Source organism: Microbacterium sp. NPDC087592, assembly GCF_044743585.1.
Lineage (GTDB): Bacteria > Actinomycetota > Actinomycetes > Actinomycetales > Microbacteriaceae > Microbacterium.
This window is the reverse complement of the sequence record NZ_JBIUWT010000001.1, coordinates 219,976-242,687: the sequence shown is the minus strand read 5'-3', so window position 1 is coordinate 242,687 and position 22,712 is coordinate 219,976. Positions and strand designations below refer to the sequence as shown.

Genomic DNA, 22,712 nt, shown 5'->3' with positions numbered 1-22,712 from the left:
TCGGACTCCTCAGCGGGTGAGGAAGGCGCGGAGGTCGGCGTTCAGGCGCACCGCGACCTCGGGGTCGCTGTACATCATGTGCCCGGCGCGGTACCAGTGGGTCTCGGTGCGCTCGCGCGGCAACCCCCACTGCCGCAGCAGGTGGTCGGCCGCGCCGACGGTCGTCAGCGAGTCGTACACGCCGGTGCCGATGAACAGTCGTCCGCGCGGTGTCTGCTTCATCCAGCGTGACAGCCGTGCCGGGTACGGGTACGTGCGGAACGGGGAGGGGCGTCCGTAGGCGACGAACCCCGCACCGCCCTGCTCGTCCCACTCCCAGTCGCGGCCCGCCTCCGGGTCGACCACGCGATACGGCTGCGCGGGGGCGGTGCCGAAGACGTGTCGCATCAACTGCTGCAGTCCCGCCACGTACCGCGGGGAGAGTGCCACATCGGAGGGGTCGTGGTCGAGCTCACCGGAGCGGCGGTCGGCCGCCGGTGCGGAGTACCGGCTGTCGGTCACTCCGAGCACGCGTCCGGGGAGCAGGCGCGAGCGGAAGTCCTGCTTGCTGACCCAGAGTCGATCGTCGGCGAGCTCGCCCGTGGGAATCCCGATCATCCGCGAGAGGCGCTCCGAGATCCCTGCACGCTCGTCGGCCGGCAGCTGGTCGCCCTGCAGCATCGCGAGGGCGAGGTCGCCTCGAGCGAAGTCCAGTGCCGCGGCGATCGCGTCCTCGACCGTCTCGTGTTCGCGGGAGCCGACGCCGTGATACCAGGCCGTCGCTGCCTTGTACGGCAGGTTCGCGAGCGCTCCGACCACGTTGCCCGGACGATCCAGCGTCTCCTGGATGTTGACGGCCTGCCCCAGCAGCACCATGCCGTCTAGCGGCGCGGTGTCTATGCTGTGCGATGAGGTCGCGAGGAATGCCGCACGCAGGGTGCCGTAGCTCTCTCCGAGGAAGAACTTCCGGGAGTTCCAGCGACCGTGCCTGTCGACCCAGTCCGAGATGGCGGCGGCGATGGCGTCGGCGTCTCCCTCCACGGAACGGAAGTCCGACGCATCGGCATCGTCGGCGAAGCCCCCGAACCCGGTACCGGGTGCGTCGAGGAACACCAGATCGGCGACGTCGAGGATCGTCGACGGGCTCTCCTCCACGCCGTACGGGGGATGCCCGGCATCGGCGAGGTCGACGGGGACGTGCGCGCGCATCGGCCCGATCCCGCTCAGGTGTAGATAGAGCGTCGACACCCCCGGACCGCCGTTGGTGAGGAACAGCACGGGGCGATCCGGCCCGTCCACCGTGTAGCTGAAGACGGACAGGGTCCCGTGTGCAGAGCCGTCCGAGCGCCGCAGCGGGAGCTCATCGAGGCGGGCGGTGTAGGCCAGGTCGCCGACCCGACCCGCGGCCTCGAGCCCGATCATCCGTGCGTCGTCGCGTCGCGGTAGAAGTCGTCGAGATCGTTCTTCATGCGCTCCACCGCCCGTTCGTCGACGAAGGTCATGTGACCGGACTCGTAGAACGTGAAGCGGATGTTCTCGCGCAGGCTCGGCGCCAGATAGAGGTGCGCCACGTCGACCTCGGGTCCGAAGAACGGGGTGGCCAGGTCGTAGAAGCCGCCCATCACGAACACCTTCAGGTTCGGGTTGCGGCGCACGGCGGCCGACAGGTCGATGGAGACGTCGGGCACCAGCTGCGGGGCATCAACGCCCGGTGCCTTGTGCTTCCAGTCCCACGCGCGGGAGATCGGCATGTTGTGCAGGTGGCGGTAGTGCAGGTCGCTGGTGAAGCCGATGTCGTCCACGAGGTGCGCGCGGTACGTCGAGAGGTGTGCGCTGTTGACGCCGGCGGTGGCCGCGTCGTCGGTGGCCGGGTCGTGCGAGCCGTTGCCGACGACGTACTGGTGCTCGGCGGTGAAGCGGGTGTCGAAGCGGCCGATCACGCGCCCTTCGTCGGCGAGCAGGGCGTAGCGGTACTGCTCCATCCCGATGCGGAAGTGGTGCTTCTTCAGGTAGTCGGCGTCGAGCCCGATGAGGGCGCTCATCCGTTCGGCGACGGCGTCCTCGAGGTCGGCGGGCAGCAGATCGCCGCGTAGCAGCGCCTCGGCGAACGGACCCTGCGCGAACTCGCGTGCCTCCAGGAGGAGTGGCTCGAGCTCGGTGTGCCCGGTGCGGGCCTTGCCGTGGTACCAGGCGGTCGCCGCGTACGAAGGGAGCAGATTGATGTACTCGCGGGGTCCGCCGAGGTTGCTCTCGCCCCAGTTGAGCACGGTCGACAGAAGCACGACGCCGTTGAAGTCGAGGCCCTGGTTCTGCAGCCGATGCACGAGCGACGCAGCGCGCGTGGTGCCGTACGACTCGCCGAACAGGAAGCGCGGCGCATTCCAGTTGTTCGTGATCGTGAGCCAGCGCGTGATCGCCTTTGCGAACGCGGCCACGTCCTGGTCGACGCCCCACAGCTCTGCCGGGGTCGCATCGCCGAGGAGACGTGAGTATCCGGTGCCGGGCGCGTCGATGAACACGAGGTCGGAGGCGGTGAGCAGCGTGTGCGGGTTGTCGCCGCTCGCGTAGGGGGCGGGCGGCGTCGCGAGGGGTGTGTTCGTGGGCGTGCGCTTCGGTCCGAAGCCGCCGATGTTGAGCCAGAGGCTCGCCGAACCGGGGCCGCCGTTGAACAGGAACGTCACGGGGCGCACCGGGGCGCCCTCCTCGCGGTCGGCGATGTACGAGGTGTAGAACACGCTCGCGAGCGGGCGGTGCTCGTCGTCGCGGACGATCACGGTGCCCGCGCCGGCGGTGTAATCGAGCGAGCGGCCGCCCGCGGTGATGCGGTGGCGGCGCGAGGTGAAGGTCTCCGTGTCAGGTGCGTCTGCGGGGGTCGGCTCGGTCACAGGTCTCCCTCGGGAAAATGAATGAGTGAATTGAATATATCTTAATCACTCGCTCGCGTGCCGACCGAGGAAGTTGTAGACCTCGTTATCGTCCACGCCGGGGAACGCGCCGCGGGGGAGCGGCGAGAACATGTGCGTGTGCACGCGGGCGCTCGGCCAGGCCCTGCCGTTCCAACGTTCGGTGAGCTCGGCGGAGGGCCGACGGCAGCAGGATTCGTCGGGGCAGGTCGACACGGCGCGATCGCTGGTCTCGCGCCCGCGCCACCAGCGCGCGTCGTCGAAGGGGACCCCGACCGTGATGGAGAACTCCCCGTCGGTCGACGCCCCGGTCTGTGTCGAGCACCAGAACGTGCCCGAGGGCGTGTCGGTGTACTGGTGATGCTCCGTGGTGCGGTTCTGCTGCGTGAACGCCGCGCGCGCCTGGAACTTGCGGCACACCCGCTGTCCCTCCACCGCGCCGGTGACGTCCATGGGCAGCGGCAGGTCGTCGTTCTCGTAGACCCTCGTGATCGCGCCCGTGGCGTCCACGCGGAGGAAGTGCAGCGACATCCCGAGGTGCTGGGTGAGCAGGTTCGTCATGCGCATGCCGGCTCCCTCGTGCGTCACCCCGAACGCGTCGCGGAAGTCCTCGACCGCGAGGTTGCGATCCTTCTTGGCCTGCTGCAGGAACGCGACGGCGGCCGTCTCCGGCATCAGGCAGCACGCGGCGAAGTAGTTGATCTCCAGCCGCTGCTGCAGGAAGTCGGCGTAGTCGGTCGGGGGCGTGTGCCCCAGGTAGCGGTGGGCCATGGCCTGCAGGGCCATCGAGCGGAGGCCGTGACCGCCGGGGATCGATGCCGGCGGCAGGTAGATCCGCCCGTTCTCGAGGTCGGTGACCGATCGCGTGGAATGGGGCAGGTCGTTGACGTAGATCAGCTCGAAGCCGAGCTTCTCGGCCATGATGCTCACCGTGCGGTGGGTGAGCGCGCCCTGCACGTGCCCGGCGGCCTTCAGGTGCTTCTCTGCGAGCTTCTCGATCTCGGGGAGGTAGTTGTTCTGCGCGCGCATGCGCAGCCGCATCTCGGTGTTCGCGCGCCGTGCCTCCTCCGGGGTAGCGATGGCTTCGCGTTCGCGACGCTGCAGTTCGCGGTGCAGTCCGAGCACCGACTCGATCGTCTCGTCGCTCATGCCCTTGGTCACGCGCACGGGCGCGACGCCGAGCTGCCGGAAGACGGGGCTCTCCTGGGCGCGTTCGAGTTCGATCTCGAGCGCGGCGCGACGGTTCGGCGGCTCGCCCGAGATGAGGTCGGTCACCTCGGTGCTCGTGGCGTGCGCGATCGCCTGCAGCAGCGACAGCTTGGGTTCGCGCTTGCCGTTCTCGATCAGGCTGAGCTGCGACCCGGCGACGCCGACCAGCGCGCCGAGCTCGTCGAGGGTGAACCCCTTCTCGAGCCGGTGGTGACGGATGCGATGACCGAGAGTCGTGAGGTGTATGCCGGAGGACGCCATTCCTTGAGTGTAGCGAAAGAATTGCAGTTCTTATCGCTCGATTTGTCCGAAAGTCCGGTCGGAAGCGGAAGAAGATAGGTGCAAGCCCCACAATTCAAAGGAGCACACGTCATGGCCTTCGCCGAAGTCTTCACCCCCCGCACGTCTCCCGTCGCACCGACGCGTACGTTCGGCGCGGCTCCGACGTATGACACCCCCGCCATGGCCGAGCTGGCCGCGTGGGTCGAGGAGATCCGCGCTCTCACCCAGCCCGACTCCGTGCACTGGGTCGACGGCTCGCGCGCCGAGAACGACTGGCTGCTGCACGGCCTCGTCGACGAGGGCAAGCTCATCAAGCTCAATCCCGAGTGGCGTCCCGGCTCCTACCTCGCCCGCTCGCACCCCAGCGACGTCGCCCGCACCGAGGGACGCACGTTCATCGCCTCCGAGCGCGAAGAGGACGCCGGTCCCACCAACAACTGGGCGGACCCCGCCGTGATGCACTCGAAGATGGACGAGATCTTCGAGGGATCGATGCGCGGCCGCACGATGTACGTCGTGCCGTTCTCGATGGGACGCGTGGGCGGCCCGCTCTCGCACATCGGCGTGCAGATCACCGACAGCGCCTACGCGGTCGCGTCGATCGGCATCATGACGCGCGTCGGCGATGCCGTCACGCGTCAGATCGCCGAGGGGGCTCCGTGGGTCAAGACCGTGCACACGGTCGGCGCGCCCCTCGCCCCGGGCGAGAACGACGTCGAGTGGCCCTGCAACGACGACAAGTACATCGTCCACTTCCCCGAGACGCTCGAGGTCTACTCCTACGGTTCGGGCTACGGCGGCAACGCGATCCTCGCCAAGAAGTGCTTCGCGCTGCGCATCGCCTCGGTGATCGCCCGTGACGAGGGCTGGCTCGCCGAGCACATGCTGCTCATCCGCGTGATCGACCCGCAGGGCAAGGCGTACCACGTCGCGGCCGCGTTCCCCTCGGCGTGCGGCAAGACGAACCTCGCCATGCTCCGCCCCACGATCCCGGGGTGGAAGGTCGAGACCCTGGGCGACGACATCGCCTGGATCCGTCCGGGCGAAGACGGTCGCCTGTGGGCGATCAACCCCGAGGCCGGCTTCTTCGGCGTCGCACCTGGCACCGGCGAATCGACCAACGTCACGGCGGTCGAGACGCTGTGGGGCAACACGATCTTCACCAACGTCGCGCTCCGTCCCGACGGCGACGTGTGGTGGGAGGGCCTGACCGACGAGGCGCCCGCGAACCTGATCGACTGGGAGGGCAACGAGTGGACGCCCGACTCCGGTCGACCGGCAGCGCACCCCAACTCCCGGTTCACGGTGTCGGCGGCGCAGTGCCCGCAGATCTCCGACGACTGGGAGGAGGCCGTGCCACTCGACGTCATCCTCTTCGGCGGGCGTCGCGCCAGCAACGTCCCGCTCGTGGTCGAGGCCACCGACTGGACGCACGGTGTCTTCCTCGGCTCGAACATCTCGTCGGAGCGCACGGCTGCGGCCGAGGGCACGGTCGGGGAGCTCCGCCGCGACCCGTTCGCGATGCTGCCCTTCTGCGGCTACAACATGGCCGACTACTTCGGTCACTGGCTGAAGGTCGGTCGTGGTCTGCGCTTCGACCGCGCACCGCGCATCTTCCAGGTGAACTGGTTCCGTCGCGGTGACGACGGCCGGTTCCTGTGGCCCGGCTTCGGCGACAACTCGCGTGTCGTCGACTGGATCATCCGCCGCATCGCCGGCGACGTGCCGGCTGTCGACAGCCCGATCGGACGCCTGCCGCGCGTGGAAGACCTCAACCTCGACGGACTCGACCTCCCCGCCGCCGACCTCGACGAGCTGTTCGCCGTCGACGCCGCGGCGTGGCAGACGGAGGCCGACCTGACCGAGGAGTTCTACGACACCTTCGGCGACAGGGTTCCGGCGGCGCTGCGCGCCGAGCTGGCGTCGCTGCGCTACCGCCTCGCCAAGGCCTAGCCCCCAGACCGGTGCCGGTTCGGGGGAGCCGGCACCCTCATACCCGCGAAGGCGGGACATCAGAGACGAACCCATGGCTGAGTGGTCTCCGACGTCCCGCCTTCGTGTTGTCCGGGAACGGACGTGAATCAGGTGAGCAGCTGGTGCCGGGCGAGGTCGCGGTACAGCGGCGTCGTCTCGACGAGTTCCTCGTGCGTGCCCTGGCCGACCACGACGCCGTCCTGCAGCACCACGATCAGGTCGCTGTCGACCACGGTCGACAGGCGGTGCGCGATCACGATGAGCGTGCGGTCGGTCGACACCGCGTCGATCGCTTCGCGCATCCGCTGCTCGTTCACGCCGTCGAGCGATGACGTCGATTCGTCGAGCAGCAGGATCGGGGCGTCGGTGAGCAGGGCGCGGGCGATCGCGAGGCGCTGGCGCTCGCCGCCGGACAGCATGACGCCGTCCTCGCCGACGGGCGCGTCGATGCCCAGCGGGTTGCGTTCGAGCACGTCGCCGAGGTTCACGGCACGCAGCACGCGTTCACAGTCCGCGTCGGAGGCATCGGGTGAGGCGAGACGCAGGTTCTCGGCGAGCGTGCCGGCGAGGGTGGGGGCATCCTGCTCGACGTATCCGAAGTTGGCGCGCAGGTCGTCGCGCGGGTAGGTGCGCGCGTCGTGGCCGTGCAGGCGGATGGACCCGCCGGTCGGGTCGTAGAACCGCTCGATCAGCGACAGGATCGTGCTCTTTCCCGCACCGCTGGGGCCGACGAGGGCGATTCTGGCGCCGTGAGGCACGGCGAACGACACCCCGCGGAGCACTTCGTGGTCCTGCGCGGCCGGTGCCGCATCTTCGACCGATTCCAGATGCGCGTCCGCGAGGAGGGTCCGCGCTGCCTTCGCTGCGGCCTGACGGGCTGCCACCACGTTCGCGGGGTAGTGGAAGCGCACGTCGCGGAACTCGATGGCGGGTGCGCCGGGGGCTGCGTCCTCGGGAGGGAGGGCGGCGGCGATGGCTTCGTCGTCCTGCGATTCCGTCGGCAGGTCGAGCACCTCTTGGATGCGACCGAGTGCGCCGAGTGCCTGGTTCACCGACGTGATCGCGCCGAAGGTCGTGGCGAGCGGCATCACGAGGAGGAACAGGAACATGATGAACGAGATCAGCGACGCGATGGTGATCGCGCCGGCGGCCACCCGGAACCCGCCGACGCCGAGGACCACGAGCAGCGACAGTTGCAGCGCGATGCCGGAGACGGGCACGACCATCGACGAGATCTTGGCGATGCGCACGCCGATGCCGTACGCGTCGGTGGCGAGCTCCGACACCGCGGCCGTCTCGCGCTCGGTGGCGCCCGAGGCGCGGATGGTGCGGATCGAGCCGACCGCACGCTCCACGCCGGAGGCGAGTTCGCCGACTTTCTCCTGCTGCGCGGTCGAGGCGGTGCGGATGCGGCCGCTGAGCAGCACGACGACCGTGACGGAGATGCCGATCACCACCACGATGAGCAGCAGGAGGATCGGGTCGATCAGAAGCATCGCGATCAGCGCGCCGAGGAAGAGCACGGCGCTGCCGACGGCATCCGCGAGGCCCTGCGTGAGCACGGCGTAGAGGAGGGTCGTGTCGGTACCGACGCGGGAGACGAGGTCGCCGGTGCGGCGGGCATCGAATTCGGAGGTCGGCAGGTGCAGGATGCGGGCGATCAGCTTGCGGCGGCTCGAGTGCACGACCGCGGTGCCGGTGCGCTGGAGCAGATAGTGCTGAAAGCCCGAGATGACGGACGACACGATCACGAAGCCGACGAGCAGCCACACGAGGATCCCGATCCCGGTGTCGGACTGCACCGCCTCGATGACCTGGCCGACGAGCAGGGGTTGCACGAGAGACGTGGCGGCACCGACGACGCTGAGCACGGCGACCACGATCAGGGTTCGCTTGTGTTCGAAGAGGAAGGGGAGGAGCTGGCGGAAGGTGGCGCGCGGGCCTTCGGGCTGTGCGCCACGTCCGCGGCGGCGTGCTGTCGCCGAACCGGACATGCGGGACCTCGATCTGGAGATGGTACTTCGACCGTACTTCGTTCGCGGCCGAATCCTATGGGCGGGCTGTAAGGGTGCGCGGTGTCGGGGCCGGGCGTCAGGAGCGACCGAACCGCCGGTGCGCGGCTTGCTTGCTCACTCCCAGCGCGCTCGCGATCGCCTGCCACGAGTATCCGAGGTTGCGGGCGCGGCGCACATTCGCCTCTTCGGCGCGAGCGATCTCCTTGCGTGTCTCGGCGAGCCTGTGCAGTGCGGCCAGGGGCTCGCTGCCGTCGTCCTGTGCGATCGCGGTCGGCATTGTCATGATGCACCTCCTGCGTCAATAGTTGTTGACTTCGTCACGGAAGTCAATTTCTGTTGACGTGTAAGACTGGTGGGATGCTGACCGCTCCGAAGCTCGTTCCCGGCGATCGTGTTGCCGTCCTCTCGCCCGCGTTCGCGGCGCCCGCTGTGGCGCCGGAACTCCACGAACAGGCGCTGCGCCGCCTCTCAGAGCACACCGGCCTGGTTCCGGTCGAGTATCCGACGACGCGTGAGCTCGACGCGAGCCCGCAGGCGCGCGCCGCCGACGTGAATGCGGCGTTCGCCGACCCGGGCATCCGGGCGATCCTCGCCACGATCGGCGGCGACGATCAGGTCCTCGTCGTCCCGCACCTCGACCCGACGCTTCCGGTGGTCGATCCGAAGCCGTTCGTCGGGTACAGCGACAACACGAACATCCTCAACTGGCTCTGGGGGCTCGGGGTGCAGGGCTACTACGGCGGATCGACAGCCGTACACCTGGGGCCCGGACCGCAGGTGGACAGCATCCACCTGCGGTCGCTGCGCGCGCTGCTGCTGGAGGGCGGCGCGCTGGAGATCACCGAACCGGGGGAGTCGGAGGACGTCGGTCGGCGATGGGCAGACCCTCGAGCACTCGTGGAGTTCGGTGACCGCATCCCGACCGAGCCGTGGACGTGGGCCGGGCCCGCCGTGCGCGTCGAGGGCACGACCTGGGGCGGATGCCTCGAGGTGATCGATGGTCTCGCATTCGTCGGCCGACTCCCGGCGGCGGAGCAGCTCGAGGGCGCGATCCTGCTGCTCGAGACGAGCGAGGAGCGGCCGCCCGCCGGCTGGGTCGCCCGGTGGCTGCGAGGGCTCGGCGAGCGAGGGATCCTCACCGCGGTCTCCGCGGTCGTGGTCGCGCGCCCGCCGGTGAGCGATTTCGAGTTCCGCCCCACGCCCGCTGAGGCTGAGACACTCCGTGCGGCGCAGCGAGACGCGGTCATCGACGTCGTGACCCGCTACAACTCGGAGGCCGTCATCTGCGTCGGTCCGCCGTTCGGGCACACGCGTCCGCAGTGGATCGTGCCATACGGCGGCACCATGGTCGTGGATGGCGCCTCTCGCACCATCGCCGCCGCGTACTGATCGGAGCTCGCCGCTGTGAGTTATCCACAGCTCGCTCTTTCGCGCATGTGCAACACATGCGATCCTGGAAGAGTGGGTCGGATGCTGCAGGTACGAAATCTCCCGGACGATGTTCATGCACGCCTCAAGGAACGCGCCGCCGCGGAGCGCATGTCGCTGTCCGACTACGTGGCCCGCGAACTCGCGGACCTCGTGCAGTACCGGACGAACGCGGAGATCATCGCCGCAGCGCGCGCGAGGTCGGTGAGTGACGGAAGCGCGCTCACACGCAGTCAGATCCTCGCGGCGCGTGACGCGGCTCGTGCCGACAGGGACGGCGAGCTCGCCCCATGAGCACCGCGGTCGTGCTCGATGCCTCCGCAGCGATCGATGCCCTGCTGGGCACCGGTGACTGGGTGAACGGCGACGACTTTCATGCACACGCCGGACTCGACATCGAGGTGCTGTCGGTGCTGCGGCGGCAGGCGCTCCACGACGGTCTGCCCGCCCACCGTGCGCGGGAGGCGCTCGACCTCTTCGGTGAGCTGCAGATCACGCGGCATCCGCTGCGCCGGCTGATACCGCGGATCTGGATGCTGCGGGACGATGTCACCGCCTACGACGCCGGGTATGTCGCGCTCGCCGAGGCCCTCGGCATCCCGCTGCTCACGCTCGACCGCAAGCTCGCGAAAACGGCAGCGCGCTACTGCGAGGTCATCGTCCTCTGACGGACGTCCAGACGGCGCCGGCCCGGAGAGGCGGCCTCACGATCGAGAAGCCGCCTCTGAGCGGTCAGAGCTCGACGGCGGCGGCGACCCCGAGGTCGTCGTCGTAGTCGTGGTCCTTCGTCTCGGGGGAGAGGAGCAGTGCGACGAAGGTCAGCACACCCATCGCGGACAGGTAGAGGCCCACCAGCCACGGGGCGCCGTCTCCGAGCGACCACAGCCAGAGCGCGATCAGAGGTGCCACAGCGGCGCCGAGGATCGACGACACGTTGTAGGCGATCGCCGACCCCGTGTACCTCACGTTCGTCGGGAACAGTTCGGGCAGCAGCGCACCCATCGGGCCGAACGTCGCACCCATCAGCATGAACCCGAACACGAGGAACGCCTGGGCGAGTGCACCGGTGAACTTCGGGTCGACGGCGGGCAGCAGGAACGTGTTGAACGTGAAGCCGAACACGATGATCGCGCCGGTGACCCAGAGCAGCAGCTTGCGTCGACCGATAGCGTCGGCGATCGGGCCGGACAGTAGCGTGAAGATGCCGAAGAACACCACGCCGATGATCTGCATCAGCACGAAGTCGGTGTAGCCGAAGCCGAGGCCGGGATAGAACTGCGCCGCGAACTTGGTCGGGTCGAACGGGGCGCCCGTCGCCTCGGCTGCGGCCTTCGCGGCGGCCGAAGCGGTCTCGAGCGACGCGGGCTTGGTGCCGTAGGCGAGCGTGAAGTTCGTCATCAGATAGAACAGCACGTAGGTCGCCAGCATGATGAACGTGCCGAGGATGAGCTGCTTCCAGTGGTGACGGAACACGGTCGCGAGCGGGAGCTTGCGGATCACGCCCTTCGTCTCGGCCTTCTTGAACGTGTCGGACTCGACGAGCTTCAGCCGCACCCACAGGCCGATGATGACCATGACGGCGGAGAACAGGAACGGGATGCGCCATCCCCAGGAGAGGAACGCTTCCGACTTGAGAACCGGGTTCTCGGCGTGCGGCAGCAGCCAGTTGATCGCGAGGAAGAGGAAGTTGGCGATGATGAAGCCGAGCGGTGCGCCCAGCTGCGGGAAGGTGCCGTACCAGGCGCGCTTGCCCTTCGGGGCGTTCTCGGTGGCGACCAGCGCCGCTCCCGACCACTCGCCACCGAGCGCGAAGCCCTGGGCGAGACGCAGGATCAGCAGCAGCAGCGCCGCCCACCAGCCGATGTCCTGGTAGGTGGGGAGCAGGCCGATCACGAAGGTCGCGATGCCCATCGTCAACAGCGATGCCACGAGAGTGGCCTTGCGGCCGAACTTGTCGCCGAAGTGGCCGAACACCACGGCGCCGATGGGGCGCGCGACCATCGCCGCACCGAACACGGCGAACGACGAGAGGAGCGAGGTGGTGTCGTCTCCGGTCGGGAAGAACAGCACAGGGAACACGAGAACGGCCGCCGTCGCATACGCGTAGAAGTCGTAGAACTCGATGGTCGTGCCGACCAGACTCGCGGTGATGACGCGCGAGCGCGGGTTCGCGGGCGCAGTGGCAGTACTCATGAGGCTCCTCCGTTCAGCCCCTTTGGTATACCGGGGACTCGGCGAGTTTACGCCTTCCTGAGTGTTGGCTGTGTACGCGTTTCGCGTGTCATCCGGCGCGCGATGCCGTTGCATAGAGTCGGAGGCGGCGCAAGACGGGGAGGAACGATGACCACGAGGATGCTGCTCCTGGCCGACACCCACGTGCCGAAGCGGGCGAGAAGGCTGCCGGATGCGGTGCTGCAGGCGGTGGACGATGCCGAGATCGTGGTGCACGCGGGCGACTGGGTCGACGAAGCGACGCTCGATCTGCTGGAGTCCCGGGCGCGAGTGCTGCACGGAGTGTTCGGCAACAACGACGGCCCCGAGCTGCGGGCACGCCTGCCGGAGGTCGCCCGGTTCACGGTCGAGGGCGTCGATATCGCCGTCGTGCATGAGACGGGGGAGTCCCGCAGGCGCGAAGAGCGGATGGACGAGGCGTACCCCGGCATCGATCTCCTCGTATTCGGGCACTCGCACATTCCCTGGGACACCGTGTCCCCTGCGGGCCTGCGACTGCTCAACCCCGGGTCGCCCACGGACCGCCGTCGGCAGCCGGCGTGCACGATGATGTGGGTCACGATCGAGGGGACGAATGTGGACGCGACGCTGGTGCCGCTGCCGTGAACCATCCGCCCGTCTACCGCGCTCCGATGCGCTCCCGCGTCACTCCTCCGTGACGCCGAGCGCCGGTGCCTCGACGAAGCGGGCGACGGGTGCCAGGACCTGCTCGAGTTCGAGAACGACGAGCCGGTTGCGGCCCTCGCGCGTTGCCGTGGCCGGCACGTAGAGCGTGCGCTGCGGTCCGTTACGCCAGTAGCGGCCGAGGAAGAATCCGTTGACGAACGCGTATCCCTTGCTCCACGGTGCGGTGTCGAGGAACAGGTCGGTAGGGGCATCCAGGGTGAACTCGGTCGTCCACGCGAGCGGGCCTTCTCCCGCAGCCTCCGTCGGCTGACCCGCATCGATCTCCGCGGCGATGGCGGCGACGTCGAGCGGTGTCGAGCGCCACCCGGTCACGGCTGCGCCGTCCAGAGTGATCTCGCCGATCAGGCCCTTCTCCTCGCCGAGCCGGTGGTCGTAGTTCACGCGGCCCTGGTCCTCGACCAGGATGCTGAGGGTGCGGCCCGCTGGAATGCGGATCGCACGGTCGTGCCGCGTGCGGGAGAGCGTGCCGACCGCGACGCCGTCGACGCTGACCCAGGCGAGGTCGCGCACCTCGTCGATGAGCAACTGGCCGCCCTTCCCGTCCGGGAGGTCGACGTCGTATCGCACCAGCGCGCTCAGATGCCCGAGGGCGTCGAAGCTCTGCGGCTGTGCGGCGACCGCACCGGATCCGGCAGCATCCGTCCACGCCCCGACGGGGGAGAGGGAGACTTCGAGCGCCGGTGCCGCGCTCGCGAAGGCTGGCACCTCTTCCGGCACCGGGGCGTACTTCGCGATCACCTCTCGGAAGGCGAAGAACTTCTCCGTGGGGGTGCCGGCCTCGTCGAGCGGCGCGTCGTAGTCGTAGGAGGTCACGAGCGGCAGGTAGCGACCTTTGTCGTTCGCGCCGTTGGTGAGCCCGAAGTTCGTGCCGCCGTGGAACATGTAGATGTTGACCGATGCTCCGGCGGCGAGCAGGGCGTCGAGGTCGGCTGCGGCCGCGGTGACGTCGGTCGTGTGATGCACTCCGCCCCACCAGTCGAACCAGCCGTCCCAGAACTCCGAGCACATCAGGGGTCCCGTCGGCTGGTGCCGGCGCAGAGTCGCGAGGCGTTCCGCGCTGCGGGATCCGAAGGAGCCGGTCTTGTGCAGCTCGGGGAGGCTGCCGTCGCTCAGCATCTGATCCACGGGTTGATCCACGGTCGTGAGAGGCACCGTGATGCCGGCGTCCCGCGTGACGGCGACCAGTGCCTCGAGGTAGGCCTTGTCCGCTCCGTAGGCGCCGTATTCGTTCTCGATCTGCACGAGCACGACGGGTCCGCCCCGGTCGATCTGGCGCGGCGCGACGATGTCGTACACGCGTCGCAGGTAGGCGCTCACCTCGACGAGGAAGTCGGGAGCCGACGATCGCAGGTTCTCCATGCTCCCGGTCAGCCACACCGGCAGACCGCCGTTGTGCCACTCGGCGCAGATGTAGGGACCCGGGCGCACGATCGCATCCAGACCCTCGGCATGAACGAGGTCGAGGAAGCGTCCGAGATCGTTCCACCCGGTCGTGTCCCACTCGCCGCGCCGCGGGGCGTGCGCGTTCCACGCGACATACGTCTCGATCGTGTTCAGGCCCATCAGCCGTGCCTTGCGGATGCGGTCCTGCCACAGGTCCGGGTGCACGCGGAAGTAGTGGATGGCGCCGGAGATCACCTGATGCGGCTGACCGTCGCGGAGGAAGTCGGTGTCGCCGAGAGAGAACGTGGTCACGTGTCGGAGTGCTTTCGATCGAGGAGCTGAGCCGGCCCCGCTCTGGGGCCGGCTCAGCCACGGTGTTACTTGTTGACGGTGAAGCCCTGCGCGTTGCCGTACTCGACCAGCGCGTCCTGCCAGGCCGTGAGGCCCTCGTTCAGATCGGTGCCGTTCTGGTACGACTGGCCCACGGTGTCGCCGAAGATGCTGTTCGCGTACACCTGGTAGGGCAGGTAGCTCCAGTCCTCGACCACGTCGTCGGCTGCGGCCGCGAGGACCTCGTTGATCTTCTGGCCGCCGAAGTACTCCGGAGCATCGGCGAGGAACTCTTCGCTGGAGAGCTCGGCGGTCGTCGACGGGAAGCCGCCTGACTCGAGGAAGATCGAGATGCTCTCCTCCGAGTTGTTCAGCCACCACAGGAAGCCGGCCGCGAGCTCCGGGTTCTTGCTCTGCGTCGTGACGGCCTGACCGCCACCGCCGTTCTCGGCGCTCGCCGGAGTGCCGTCGTAGGTCGGCATCGGCGCGACGCGCCAGTCGCCTGCGCCGTCGGGGGCGCCGGTGATGAGGTTGCCGGGCATCCAGGCGCCGATCACGAGGGTGGCGAGACTGCCGTCACCGAGGCCGCGGAACCACTCGTCGCTCCAGCTGCCGTAGGGCGCGACGAGGTCCTCCTCGACGAGGCGGTTCCAGTTCTCGGTCCACTTCTTCGACCCTTCGTCCTGCAGGTCGATCGTGACATCGGTGCCCGAGGTCTCGAACGGCTTGCCTCCGGCCTGCCAGATCATGGAGGTCGCGAAGCCGGCGTCGCCGGTGTCGTTGGTGATGTAGGCGTCGGGGTTCGCGGCGTGGATCTTCTTCGCCGCCTCGTAGTACTCGTCCCAGGTGGTCGGCACTTCGACGCCCGCGGCGTCGAACACGGCCTTGTTGTAGAACAGTGCCATGGGGCCGGAGTCCTGCGGCAGGCCGTAGATGGCGTCGCCGGCGGTGACCGAGTTCCAGGTGGATGCGGTGTAGTCGTCCTCGAAGTCGGCGAAGCCGTACTTCGACAGGTCGGCGAAGGCGTCGGTCAGTGCGAACTGCGGGAACGCGTAGTACTCGATCTGCACGACGTCGGGCGCGCCCGAGCCTGCCTTGATCGCGTTCTGCAGCTTCGTGTACTCCTCGTTGTTGGTGCCGGCGTTGACGAGGTTGACCTTGACGTTCGGGTATTCCTTCTGGAACGCCTCGACCTGAGCCTCGGCAGACGGCGTCCACGACCAGTACGTGATCTCGCCGCCCTTCTCGAGCGCGGCCTCGACGGAGTCGAAGGAGCCGGATCCGGCGTCGGAGCCGGAGCCGCTGCCGGCGTCGCTGCCGGTGCTGCAGCCGGCCAGCGCCAGTGCTGCCACGGTTCCTGCGGCGAGCACCGCGAGGGCGCGCCGTGTCGGTGAGGGAAGGTGCTTCATTGCTGTGTCCTTTCGGGGGTGCGATCCAGCATCGGATCGCGAGGGGGGTGAGGAAGGAGTGCGGGGCTACTGCTTGACGCTTCCCGCGGTGAGACCTGACTGCCAGAAGCGCTGCAGCAGCAGGAAGGCGATGACGATCGGGATGATCGTGAGCAGAGAGCCCATGATCACGAGGTTGTAGATCGGCTGGGAGCCGGCGCCGATGGCCTGGGCGCTCCACTGGTTCAGACCGACCGTGAGCGGATACCAGGCGGGATCCGACAGCATGATCAGGGGGAGGAAGTAGTTGTTCCAGGTCGCCACGACCGTGAACAGCGCGACCGTCACGATGCCCGGCGCGAGCAGGCGCATCGAGATCGTGAAGAACGTGCGGAACTCTCCGGCGCCGTCGATGCGCGCGGCCTCCAGCAGCTCGGTCGGTACGGACTCGGAGGCGAAAACCCAGATCAGGTACAGCCCGAAGGGGCTGATGAGAGACGGGATGATCACGGCCCAGGGGGTGTTGGTCAGGCCCAGCTCGCTGAACAGCAAGAACGTCGGGACGGCGAGTGCCGTACCGGGAACGGCGACTGCTCCGAGGACGACGGCGAAGACCGCGCGCCGACCCGGGAAGCGGAACTTCGCGAGGCCGTAGCCGGCCAGTGTGGCGAGCAGAGTCGCGCCGCCCGCGCCGACCACGACGTACAGGAGCGTGTTGCCGAGCCAGCGCAGGAAGATGCCGTCGCGGTAGGAGAACGTGGCGACGAGGTTGTCGAAGAACGCGAAGTCGTCCGAGAACCAGAGCCCGAAGGAGCTGAAGAGTCCTGCCTGCGTCTTCGTCGAGCTGAACAGCAGCCAGACCAGGGGCACGAGCGTGTACAGCGCGTAGACGATCATGACGATCAACAGCGTGTTGGACTTGCGCGGGTTCAGCGGATCGTGACGTCGGCGAGAGGGGCGGGCGAGGGGGAGTGCCATGTCAGCGCACCTCCGACTTCGAGCCGCGCAGCTGCACGACGTAGGCGATGACCGCGGTGATGATGCCCATGATGATGGCGATCGTGGCGGCGTAGTTGAACTGCTGTCCGGCGAACGACAGGTTGTAGGCGTACATGTTCGGCGTGAAGAACGTGGTGATCACGTTCGGAGCCAGGGGCCGCAGGATGTTCGGCTCGTTGAAGAGCTGGAAGCTGCCGATGATCGAGAAGATCGTCGCGATCACGAGCGCGCCGCGCACGGAGGGGATCTTGATCGAGAAGATCGTGCGCCATGCCCCCGCTCCGTCGAGGGAGGCGGCCTCGTACATGTCGGTCGGGATGGTCTTGAGTGACGAGTAGAAGATCAGCATGTTGTAGCCGACGAACTCCCACGTGACGATGTTGCCGATCGAGACCAGCATCCACTCCTTGGCGAACGGCGTGATCGCATCGACTCCGAGGAAGTCGTTGATGTTGCTCGTGAGTCCGAACTGGTCGCCGTAGATGTAGCCCCACATCAGCACCGCGACGACCGCGGGCACGGCGTAGGGAAGGAAGATCAGGATGCGGAAGAACGATGCTCCGCGCAGACGTGCGCTGTCGATGGCGAGGGCGGCGCCCAGGGCGAGGACCAGCATGATCGGCACCTGCACGACGAGGAAGATCAGTACGCGGCCGAACGCCTCCCAGAACTGCGGGTCGGTGAGCGCGCGGACGTAGTTGTCCAGGCCGACGAAGGCGTTGCCACCGATGAGCTTCTCCTGGAAGAAGCTCAGGTACAGCGCGTAGGCGAGCGGTGTCAGGAACACCAGGGCGAAGACGACCATGAACGGGCCGACGAAGGCCCAGCCCTTCCAGTCGCGCTTGTCGCGGCGCCGGAGGCCGGGGGCGCCCAGGGCTGCGGGGGTTTCAGTCGTCATCGACGATTCCTTCTTACGGTTCCGGCGCACCGTGCGCCGTGTGTCAACGTCAACATATGCGATGCGCTGCTAGTGTGTCAACGTCAACATATGAGGGGATGGGTGATCGTGACCCCAGAGCATCCGACAGAGACGTCGGCACGTCGCCGTGAGCCGTCGATGGAAGACGTCGCCCGTGAGGCCGGCGTCTCCGGACAGACGGTCTCCCGCGTCGTGAACGCCAGGGGTTATGTCGGCGCCGCCACCCGCGAGCGCGTCGAGGCCGCGATGCAGAGCCTCGGCTACCGCCCCAACAGCGCAGCCCGCGCGTTGCGGTCAGGGCGATTCCGCACGATCGGCGTCGTGATGTTCTCGTTCAGCTCCTACGGCAACCAGCGCACGCTCGACGCGATCGCGGTGCGCGCCGCCCAGCTCGGCTACGCGCTCACCCTCATCCCCGTGGAGTCGAGTGCCGGCGAGACCGTGGCCGGTGCGTTCCGGCGCCTGGAGGAGCACGCTGTCGACGGCATCATCATCGTGATCGAGGCACACCAGCTCGACGAGGCCGATATCGAGATCCCCGATGCCCTGCCCGTGGTGTTCGTCGACTCCAACCGCGGCGAGACGCTTCCGTTCGTCGACACCGACCAGGCGCAGGGTGCGCGACTGGCGACCGAGCATCTGCTCGAGCTCGGACACGACACGGTGTGGCACGTCACGGGTCCCGCGCGCTCGTACTCCGCGGAACGGCGTCGCGATGCCTGGAGGGAGACCCTCGAGAAGCACGGGCGACCCGTGCCCGAGCCGCTCCAGGGCGATTGGTCCGCCGCGTCGGGGTATGCGGCGGGGATCCGGCTCCGCGAGATGGACGGCGTCACCGCGGTGTTCGTCGCGAACGACCAGATGGCGATCGGCGTGCTCCGCGCGTTCCGGGAGGCCGGATGCGAGGTGCCGGGCGATGTGAGCCTCGTCGGCTTCGACGGGTTGCCGGATGCCGCGCAGCTGTGGCCGCCACTGACCACGGTGCAGCAGCATCCGGAGCGGGTCGGCGCACTCGCGGTGGACGCGCTGCTCGCCGAGCTCGACGGCAGCGGGCGTCAGCAGACGCCGCTCGTGAGCACCGAGCTGGTCGTGCGGGAGAGCACGGCGCCGCCGCGAAAGCGCTGAGCGCTCGCGCTCAGCGCCAGATCGCGGCGATGGCGGCGTTGGCAGCGGTGAGGATGCCGACGAGCCAGAACACCGCCGGCGGGATGGCTGCTCCGCGGCGCTGACGGCCCAGGCCGATTCCGAGCAGCGCGCCGATGACGAGCAGGATCACGAGCTTGACGCCGATCTTGACGTAGTTGAGCTCATACGAGATTCCCCAGGGGGCGGCGAGGGCGAGCCCGGCGACCGCGGCGATCGCCATGCCGATGTTCATCAGACGCGTGAACTCGCGCTTGCCGCCGAACGCCTGAACCGCCCACGCTCCGAAGAGCACGGCGAAGCCGATGAGGTGGACGAACAGCACGATGTGGCGCAGAGTCTCCATGCCCTCACCGTAGGAGGTGCGGGGCGGTCTGCGCTAGCAAGGCCAGGCTGACCTGCGCGGTGGGGCCCGCCTCAGCCGCGCAGTTCCCGGACGACGAGGGCGGTGCGCAGTGCCGCGTCCGCCGCCTCGGCGCCCTTGTCCTCCTTGGAGCCTTCCAGGCCCGCGCGGTCGAGCCCCTGCTGCTCGTCGTCGAGGGTCAGCACGCCGAACCCGACCGGCTTGCCGGCGTCGAGCGCGACGCGGGTGAGGCCGTCGGTGGTCGCGGCCGACACGTACTCGAAGTGCGGAGTGCCGCCGCGGATGATGACGCCGAGTGCGACGACTGCGTCGGCGCCGCCGGCGAAGGCGGCCTGCGCGGCCAGGGCGAGCTCGAACGAGCCGGGCACCCGCACGAGGCGGTGTGTGGCCTGGGCCTCGTTCAGCACGCGTTCCGCGCCGGCGATCAGGCCGTTCGAGATCGTCTCATGCCAGGTGCCGGCGACGATCACGACGTTCAGACCGCGTCCATCGATGTCGCCCGTCTCGGGTGCTCCTGCGCCGCTCATTTCTCGTCCTTCCCGTGGGCGAGCGCCTCTGCGAGTTCCGCTTCGCCGATGATGTGACCCATCCGGTCACGCTTGGTCTCGAGGTACTGGTGGTTGTTCGGTCCGACGCCCACGATCAGGGGGACCTGTTCGATGACGTCGAGTCCCAGCTCGCGCAGCTGCTCCACCTTGTCGGTGTTGTTCGTCAGCAGCCGCACCTTCGACACGCCGAGATCGGCGAGGATGCCCGCTGCTGCGGCATAGTCGCGCGCGTCGGCGGGCAGGCCGAGGGCGAGGTTCGCGTCGACCGTGTCGAGGCCCTCCTCCTGCAGGCTGTATGCCCGCAGCTTGTTGATGAGGCCGATGCCGCGTCCCTCGTGACCGCGCATGTAGATGACGACGCCGCCCTGCTTCTCGATCGCATCGAGCGCCGAATCCAGCTGCGGGCCGCACTCGCACTTCAGCGAGCCGAATGCCTCGCCGGTCAGGCACTCCGAGTGCACGCGGACGAGAGCCGTCTCGCCGAGTTCTCCCGAGACGACGGCGATGTGGTCGGTCCCGGTGACGCGGTCCTTGTAGGCGAGGAACCGGAAGGTCCCGTGGGTCGTCGGCACCGTGGCGTCGGCACGCAGGCTCACTCGGCGCCCGCGATGCGCCGAGGGCGTGGCGCCTTCGGGGTCGATCTCGTTGAGGTGCGCGATGAGCTGCTCGATCGTGATGACCGGCACACCGTCGCGAGCACCCAGTTCGATCAGGCCGGGCAGGCGCATCATGCTGCCGTCTTCCGCGACCACCTCGGCGATCGCGCCGACCGGACGCAGGCCCGCGAGTTTCATCAGCTCGACGGCGGCTTCGGTGTGACCACTGCGCTCGCGCACGCCACCGTCGACGGCGCGCAGCGGCAGGACATGGCCCGGACGGATGATGCTCGTCGCCGTCGAACCCGGGTTCGCCAGCACGTTCAGCGTGTGCGCGCGGTCGTGCGCGCTGATGCCGGTGGTGACGCCCGCGGCCGCGTCCACACTCACGGTGTAGGCGGTGGAGCGGGCGTCTTCGCTGGCGGCCACCATCGGCGGCAAGTTCAGGTGGTCGGCGAGGTCGGTCGGCATCGGGGCGCAGATGAAGCCGGACGACCAGCGCACCGTCCAGGCCACCCACTCGGGCGTGGCGAGCTCGGCCGACAGGATCACGTCGCCTTCGTTCTCGCGGTTCTCGTCGTCGGCGACGAGCACGGGGCGCCCGGCGCGCAGCGCCTCCAGGGCCTCGGCGATCGTGGAAAGGCTCATCGCGAGCCTCCTTCCGGTGCGGCGCGGAACGCGAGCAGGCGCTCGACGTGGCGGGCGAGGATGTCGGTCTCGAGGTTCACGCGGTCTCCTACGGCACGGCTGCCGAGGGTCGTCGCGGCGAGGGTCTCCGGGATGAGCGAGACCTCGAACCAGGGGGAGGGGTCGGCGGGCTCGCTGACGGCGCTCACGGTCAGTGATGTTCCGTCGACGGAGATGGATCCCTTGTCGACCACGAGCGGGGCGAGGTCGGACGGCAGGCTGATGCGCAGGACGCTCCACTGGGCACCGGGTCGCACCTCGAGCACGTCGCCGACTCCGTCGACATGACCCTGCACGATGTGTCCGCCCAGTCGTGCACCGACCGGCATGGCCTTCTCGATGTTGACGCGGGTGCCGACCGTCGCCGAGCCGATCGCGGCGACGTCGAGCGTCTGCTTCATCACGTCGGTGTCGAAGGTGTCGGCAGTCGAGCCGACGACCGTGAGGCACACGCCCGAGACGGCGATGGACTCGCCGTGCACGGCATCCGCTGCCGCGCGGGGGGCGCGCACGGTCAGGCGCCAGCCGTCGCCCGCGGGCGCGATCGCGGTGATCTCGCCCATCTCCTCGATGATTCCGGTGAACATCAGGCGGCTCCTTCGTTCTGGTTCTGAGGGTCTGTCGGTGCTGCGGGGCGTGCGACGGCGAGCAGATCGGGTCCGAGGGGGACCCATTCGTCGATCGTGAGGCGGCGCGCATGGTCGATCGATGCGACGCCGATGTCGCCGAGGGCGAGCTTGTCGCCGCCGAGCAGCACCGGCGCGATGTAGGCGAGCACCCGGTCGGCCAGGCCCGCCTGGATGAAGGCGCTGGCCAGGGTCGGCCCACCCTCGACGAAGACGCGCTGGATGCCACGCGCGTGCAGATCGGCGGTCACCGCGTGCAGATCGTGGGTGTCGTAGAAGAGCGGGGAGTGCGGATGACGGTGCACGGCGGCGTCCGTCGGCGTCGGGCGCGAACCGATGACGACCGGGACGGGCTGGTGCGACAGCAGAGCGTCGCCGTCGCGGGCGGTGAGAGCAGGGTCGTCGGCGAGCACGGTGCCGGTGCCGACGACGATCGCGTCGGCCTCCGCGCGGCGGTGGTGCACGTCGGCCCGAGCGGCCGGTCCCGTGATCCACTGGCTCGAGCCGTCGGCGGCAGCGGCGCGACCGTCGAGGCTCTGCGCCCACTTGACCGTGATGTGCGGGCGTCCCAGGCGCTGTGCCGTCAGCCAGCCGTCGATCAGGGCATGCGCGGCATCCGCCTGCTCACCCGAGTCGACGTCGACGCCGGCGGCGCGCAGGCGCTCCGCTCCGCCTCCCGATTCGGCGCCGGGATCGTCGAGGGCGTACACGACTCTGGCCACGCCCGCCTCGATGAGGGCGACGGCGCAGGGCCCGGTACGGCCGGTGTGGTTGCAGGGCTCGAGCGTCACGACGGCAGTGGCGCCGCGGGCGTCGCCGGGCGCGAGCTTCGAGAGCGCATCGACCTCGGCGTGCGGTGTCCCGGCTCCCTGATGCCAGCCCTCGGCGAGGACCGTGCCATCGGGGGAGAGGATGACCGCGCCGACCTGCGGGTTCGCCCCGCGCGGTCCGCGCGTGGCGAGCTGGAGCGCGCGATCCATCGCGCTGCGCTCTGCCGCGTTCACTGCCATCCGTCGTCCT

21 protein-coding genes are annotated in these 22,712 nt (G+C 68.7%); 6 read left to right on the top strand and 15 right to left on the bottom strand.

Annotated elements, in window-relative coordinates; genetic code table 11:
- Nucleotides 1-9: 9 nt before the first annotated feature.
- Genes ACIOTO_RS01225 through ACIOTO_RS01215 form a run of 3 tightly spaced genes read right to left on the bottom strand, consistent with a single transcriptional unit; the run spans nt 10 to nt 4,352 of the window.
- A complete protein-coding gene (locus ACIOTO_RS01225) occupies nt 10-1,401 on the bottom strand; it encodes a hypothetical protein (protein ID WP_400856031.1) in 1,392 nt (463 codons plus the stop codon).
- Nucleotides 1,398-2,864, bottom strand: a complete 1,467-nt coding sequence (locus ACIOTO_RS01220) for a S10 family peptidase (protein WP_400856028.1) — start codon at nt 2,862-2,864, stop codon at nt 1,398-1,400. The genes ACIOTO_RS01225 and ACIOTO_RS01220 overlap by 4 nt, the downstream gene beginning before the upstream one ends.
- A 45-nt stretch (nt 2,865-2,909) precedes the next feature.
- Nucleotides 2,910-4,352: an XRE family transcriptional regulator gene (locus ACIOTO_RS01215; protein ID WP_029263022.1), complete on the bottom strand. Its 1,443-nt coding sequence runs from the start codon at nt 4,350-4,352 to the stop codon at nt 2,910-2,912.
- Nucleotides 4,353-4,463: 111 nt separating this feature from the next.
- Here ACIOTO_RS01215 and ACIOTO_RS01210 point away from each other — a divergent pair, with 111 nt between their 5' ends.
- Nucleotides 4,464-6,326: a phosphoenolpyruvate carboxykinase (GTP) gene (locus ACIOTO_RS01210; RefSeq protein WP_400856024.1), complete on the top strand. Its 1,863-nt coding sequence runs from the start codon at nt 4,464-4,466 to the stop codon at nt 6,324-6,326.
- Between the two features lie 128 nt (nt 6,327-6,454).
- Here the strand turns inward: ACIOTO_RS01210 and ACIOTO_RS01205 are convergent, their stop codons facing one another.
- Nucleotides 6,455-8,341: an ABC transporter ATP-binding protein gene (locus ACIOTO_RS01205; RefSeq protein WP_400856022.1), complete on the bottom strand. Its 1,887-nt coding sequence runs from the start codon at nt 8,339-8,341 to the stop codon at nt 6,455-6,457.
- 97 nt (nt 8,342-8,438) lie between these two features.
- The gene (locus ACIOTO_RS01200; protein ID WP_262000582.1) at nt 8,439-8,645 is read right to left on the bottom strand and encodes an AsnC family protein; all 207 of its coding nucleotides are present in this window, start codon (nt 8,643-8,645) and stop codon (nt 8,439-8,441) included.
- 74 nt (nt 8,646-8,719) lie between these two features.
- Between ACIOTO_RS01200 and ACIOTO_RS01195 the strand changes: the two genes are divergently transcribed.
- The 3 genes from ACIOTO_RS01195 to ACIOTO_RS01185 all read left to right on the top strand — a co-directional run bounded on the left by ACIOTO_RS01195 (nt 8,720) and on the right by ACIOTO_RS01185 (nt 10,458).
- Nucleotides 8,720-9,751, top strand: a complete 1,032-nt coding sequence (locus ACIOTO_RS01195) for a S66 peptidase family protein (protein WP_400856020.1) — start codon at nt 8,720-8,722, stop codon at nt 9,749-9,751.
- Between the two features lie 81 nt (nt 9,752-9,832).
- A complete protein-coding gene (locus tag ACIOTO_RS01190; RefSeq protein WP_400856018.1) occupies nt 9,833-10,084 on the top strand; it encodes a FitA-like ribbon-helix-helix domain-containing protein in 252 nt (83 codons plus the stop codon).
- Nucleotides 10,081-10,458, top strand: a complete 378-nt coding sequence (locus tag ACIOTO_RS01185) for a type II toxin-antitoxin system VapC family toxin (protein WP_400856017.1) — start codon at nt 10,081-10,083, stop codon at nt 10,456-10,458. Before ACIOTO_RS01190 ends, ACIOTO_RS01185 begins: the two co-directional genes overlap by 4 nt.
- Before the next feature lie 64 nt (nt 10,459-10,522).
- Here the strand turns inward: ACIOTO_RS01185 and ACIOTO_RS01180 are convergent, their stop codons facing one another.
- Nucleotides 10,523-11,983 carry an MFS transporter gene (locus ACIOTO_RS01180; protein ID WP_400856015.1) on the bottom strand — a complete coding sequence of 487 codons (1,461 nt, stop codon included), beginning with the start codon at nt 11,981-11,983 and terminating at the stop codon, nt 10,523-10,525.
- A 147-nt stretch (nt 11,984-12,130) separates the two neighbouring features.
- Here ACIOTO_RS01180 and ACIOTO_RS01175 point away from each other — a divergent pair, with 147 nt between their 5' ends.
- Nucleotides 12,131-12,628 (top strand): metallophosphoesterase, encoded by a 498-nt coding sequence (locus tag ACIOTO_RS01175; RefSeq protein WP_372467369.1) that lies wholly within the window; start codon nt 12,131-12,133, stop codon nt 12,626-12,628.
- Between the two features lie 39 nt (nt 12,629-12,667).
- On the opposite strand, the gene ACIOTO_RS01170 is transcribed toward ACIOTO_RS01175, so the two are convergent.
- The 4 genes from ACIOTO_RS01170 to ACIOTO_RS01155 all read right to left on the bottom strand — a co-directional run bounded on the left by ACIOTO_RS01170 (nt 12,668) and on the right by ACIOTO_RS01155 (nt 17,707).
- Nucleotides 12,668-14,404 (bottom strand): beta-galactosidase family protein, encoded by a 1,737-nt coding sequence (locus ACIOTO_RS01170; protein ID WP_400856013.1) that lies wholly within the window; start codon nt 14,402-14,404, stop codon nt 12,668-12,670.
- Nucleotides 14,405-14,469: 65 nt separating this feature from the next.
- Nucleotides 14,470-15,831 (bottom strand): ABC transporter substrate-binding protein, encoded by a 1,362-nt coding sequence (locus tag ACIOTO_RS01165; protein ID WP_400856011.1) that lies wholly within the window; start codon nt 15,829-15,831, stop codon nt 14,470-14,472.
- A 66-nt stretch (nt 15,832-15,897) separates the two neighbouring features.
- The gene (locus ACIOTO_RS01160) at nt 15,898-16,788 is read right to left on the bottom strand and encodes a carbohydrate ABC transporter permease (RefSeq protein ID WP_051662277.1); all 891 of its coding nucleotides are present in this window, start codon (nt 16,786-16,788) and stop codon (nt 15,898-15,900) included.
- A gap of 1 nt (nt 16,789) precedes the next feature.
- Nucleotides 16,790-17,707, bottom strand: coding sequence for a carbohydrate ABC transporter permease (locus tag ACIOTO_RS01155; RefSeq protein ID WP_029263010.1), 918 nt, complete (start codon nt 17,705-17,707; stop codon nt 16,790-16,792).
- Between the two features lie 159 nt (nt 17,708-17,866).
- Between ACIOTO_RS01155 and ACIOTO_RS01150 the strand changes: the two genes are divergently transcribed.
- Nucleotides 17,867-18,853: a LacI family DNA-binding transcriptional regulator gene (locus ACIOTO_RS01150; protein WP_400858066.1), complete on the top strand. Its 987-nt coding sequence runs from the start codon at nt 17,867-17,869 to the stop codon at nt 18,851-18,853.
- A gap of 10 nt (nt 18,854-18,863) precedes the next feature.
- Here the strand turns inward: ACIOTO_RS01150 and ACIOTO_RS01145 are convergent, their stop codons facing one another.
- The 5 genes from ACIOTO_RS01145 to ribD all read right to left on the bottom strand — a co-directional run bounded on the left by ACIOTO_RS01145 (nt 18,864) and on the right by ribD (nt 22,702).
- A complete protein-coding gene (locus tag ACIOTO_RS01145) occupies nt 18,864-19,217 on the bottom strand; it encodes a hypothetical protein (RefSeq protein ID WP_029263008.1) in 354 nt (117 codons plus the stop codon).
- Between the two features lie 71 nt (nt 19,218-19,288).
- On the bottom strand, nt 19,289-19,762 hold the full coding sequence (gene ribH / locus ACIOTO_RS01140) for a 6,7-dimethyl-8-ribityllumazine synthase (protein WP_262000587.1): 474 nt from the start codon (nt 19,760-19,762) through the stop codon (nt 19,289-19,291).
- A complete protein-coding gene (gene ribA / locus ACIOTO_RS01135; RefSeq protein WP_400856007.1) occupies nt 19,759-21,027 on the bottom strand; it encodes a GTP cyclohydrolase II in 1,269 nt (422 codons plus the stop codon). The genes ribH and ribA overlap by 4 nt, the downstream gene beginning before the upstream one ends.
- Complete coding sequence (locus ACIOTO_RS01130) at nt 21,024-21,653, bottom strand: riboflavin synthase (RefSeq protein WP_029263005.1); 630 nt, start codon at nt 21,651-21,653, stop codon at nt 21,024-21,026. Before ACIOTO_RS01130 ends, ribA begins: the two co-directional genes overlap by 4 nt.
- Nucleotides 21,653-22,702, bottom strand: a complete 1,050-nt coding sequence (gene ribD, locus ACIOTO_RS01125; RefSeq protein WP_372467360.1) for a bifunctional diaminohydroxyphosphoribosylaminopyrimidine deaminase/5-amino-6-(5-phosphoribosylamino)uracil reductase RibD — start codon at nt 22,700-22,702, stop codon at nt 21,653-21,655. The genes ACIOTO_RS01130 and ribD overlap by 1 nt, the downstream gene beginning before the upstream one ends.
- Between the last annotated feature and the right edge of the window lie 10 nt (nt 22,703-22,712).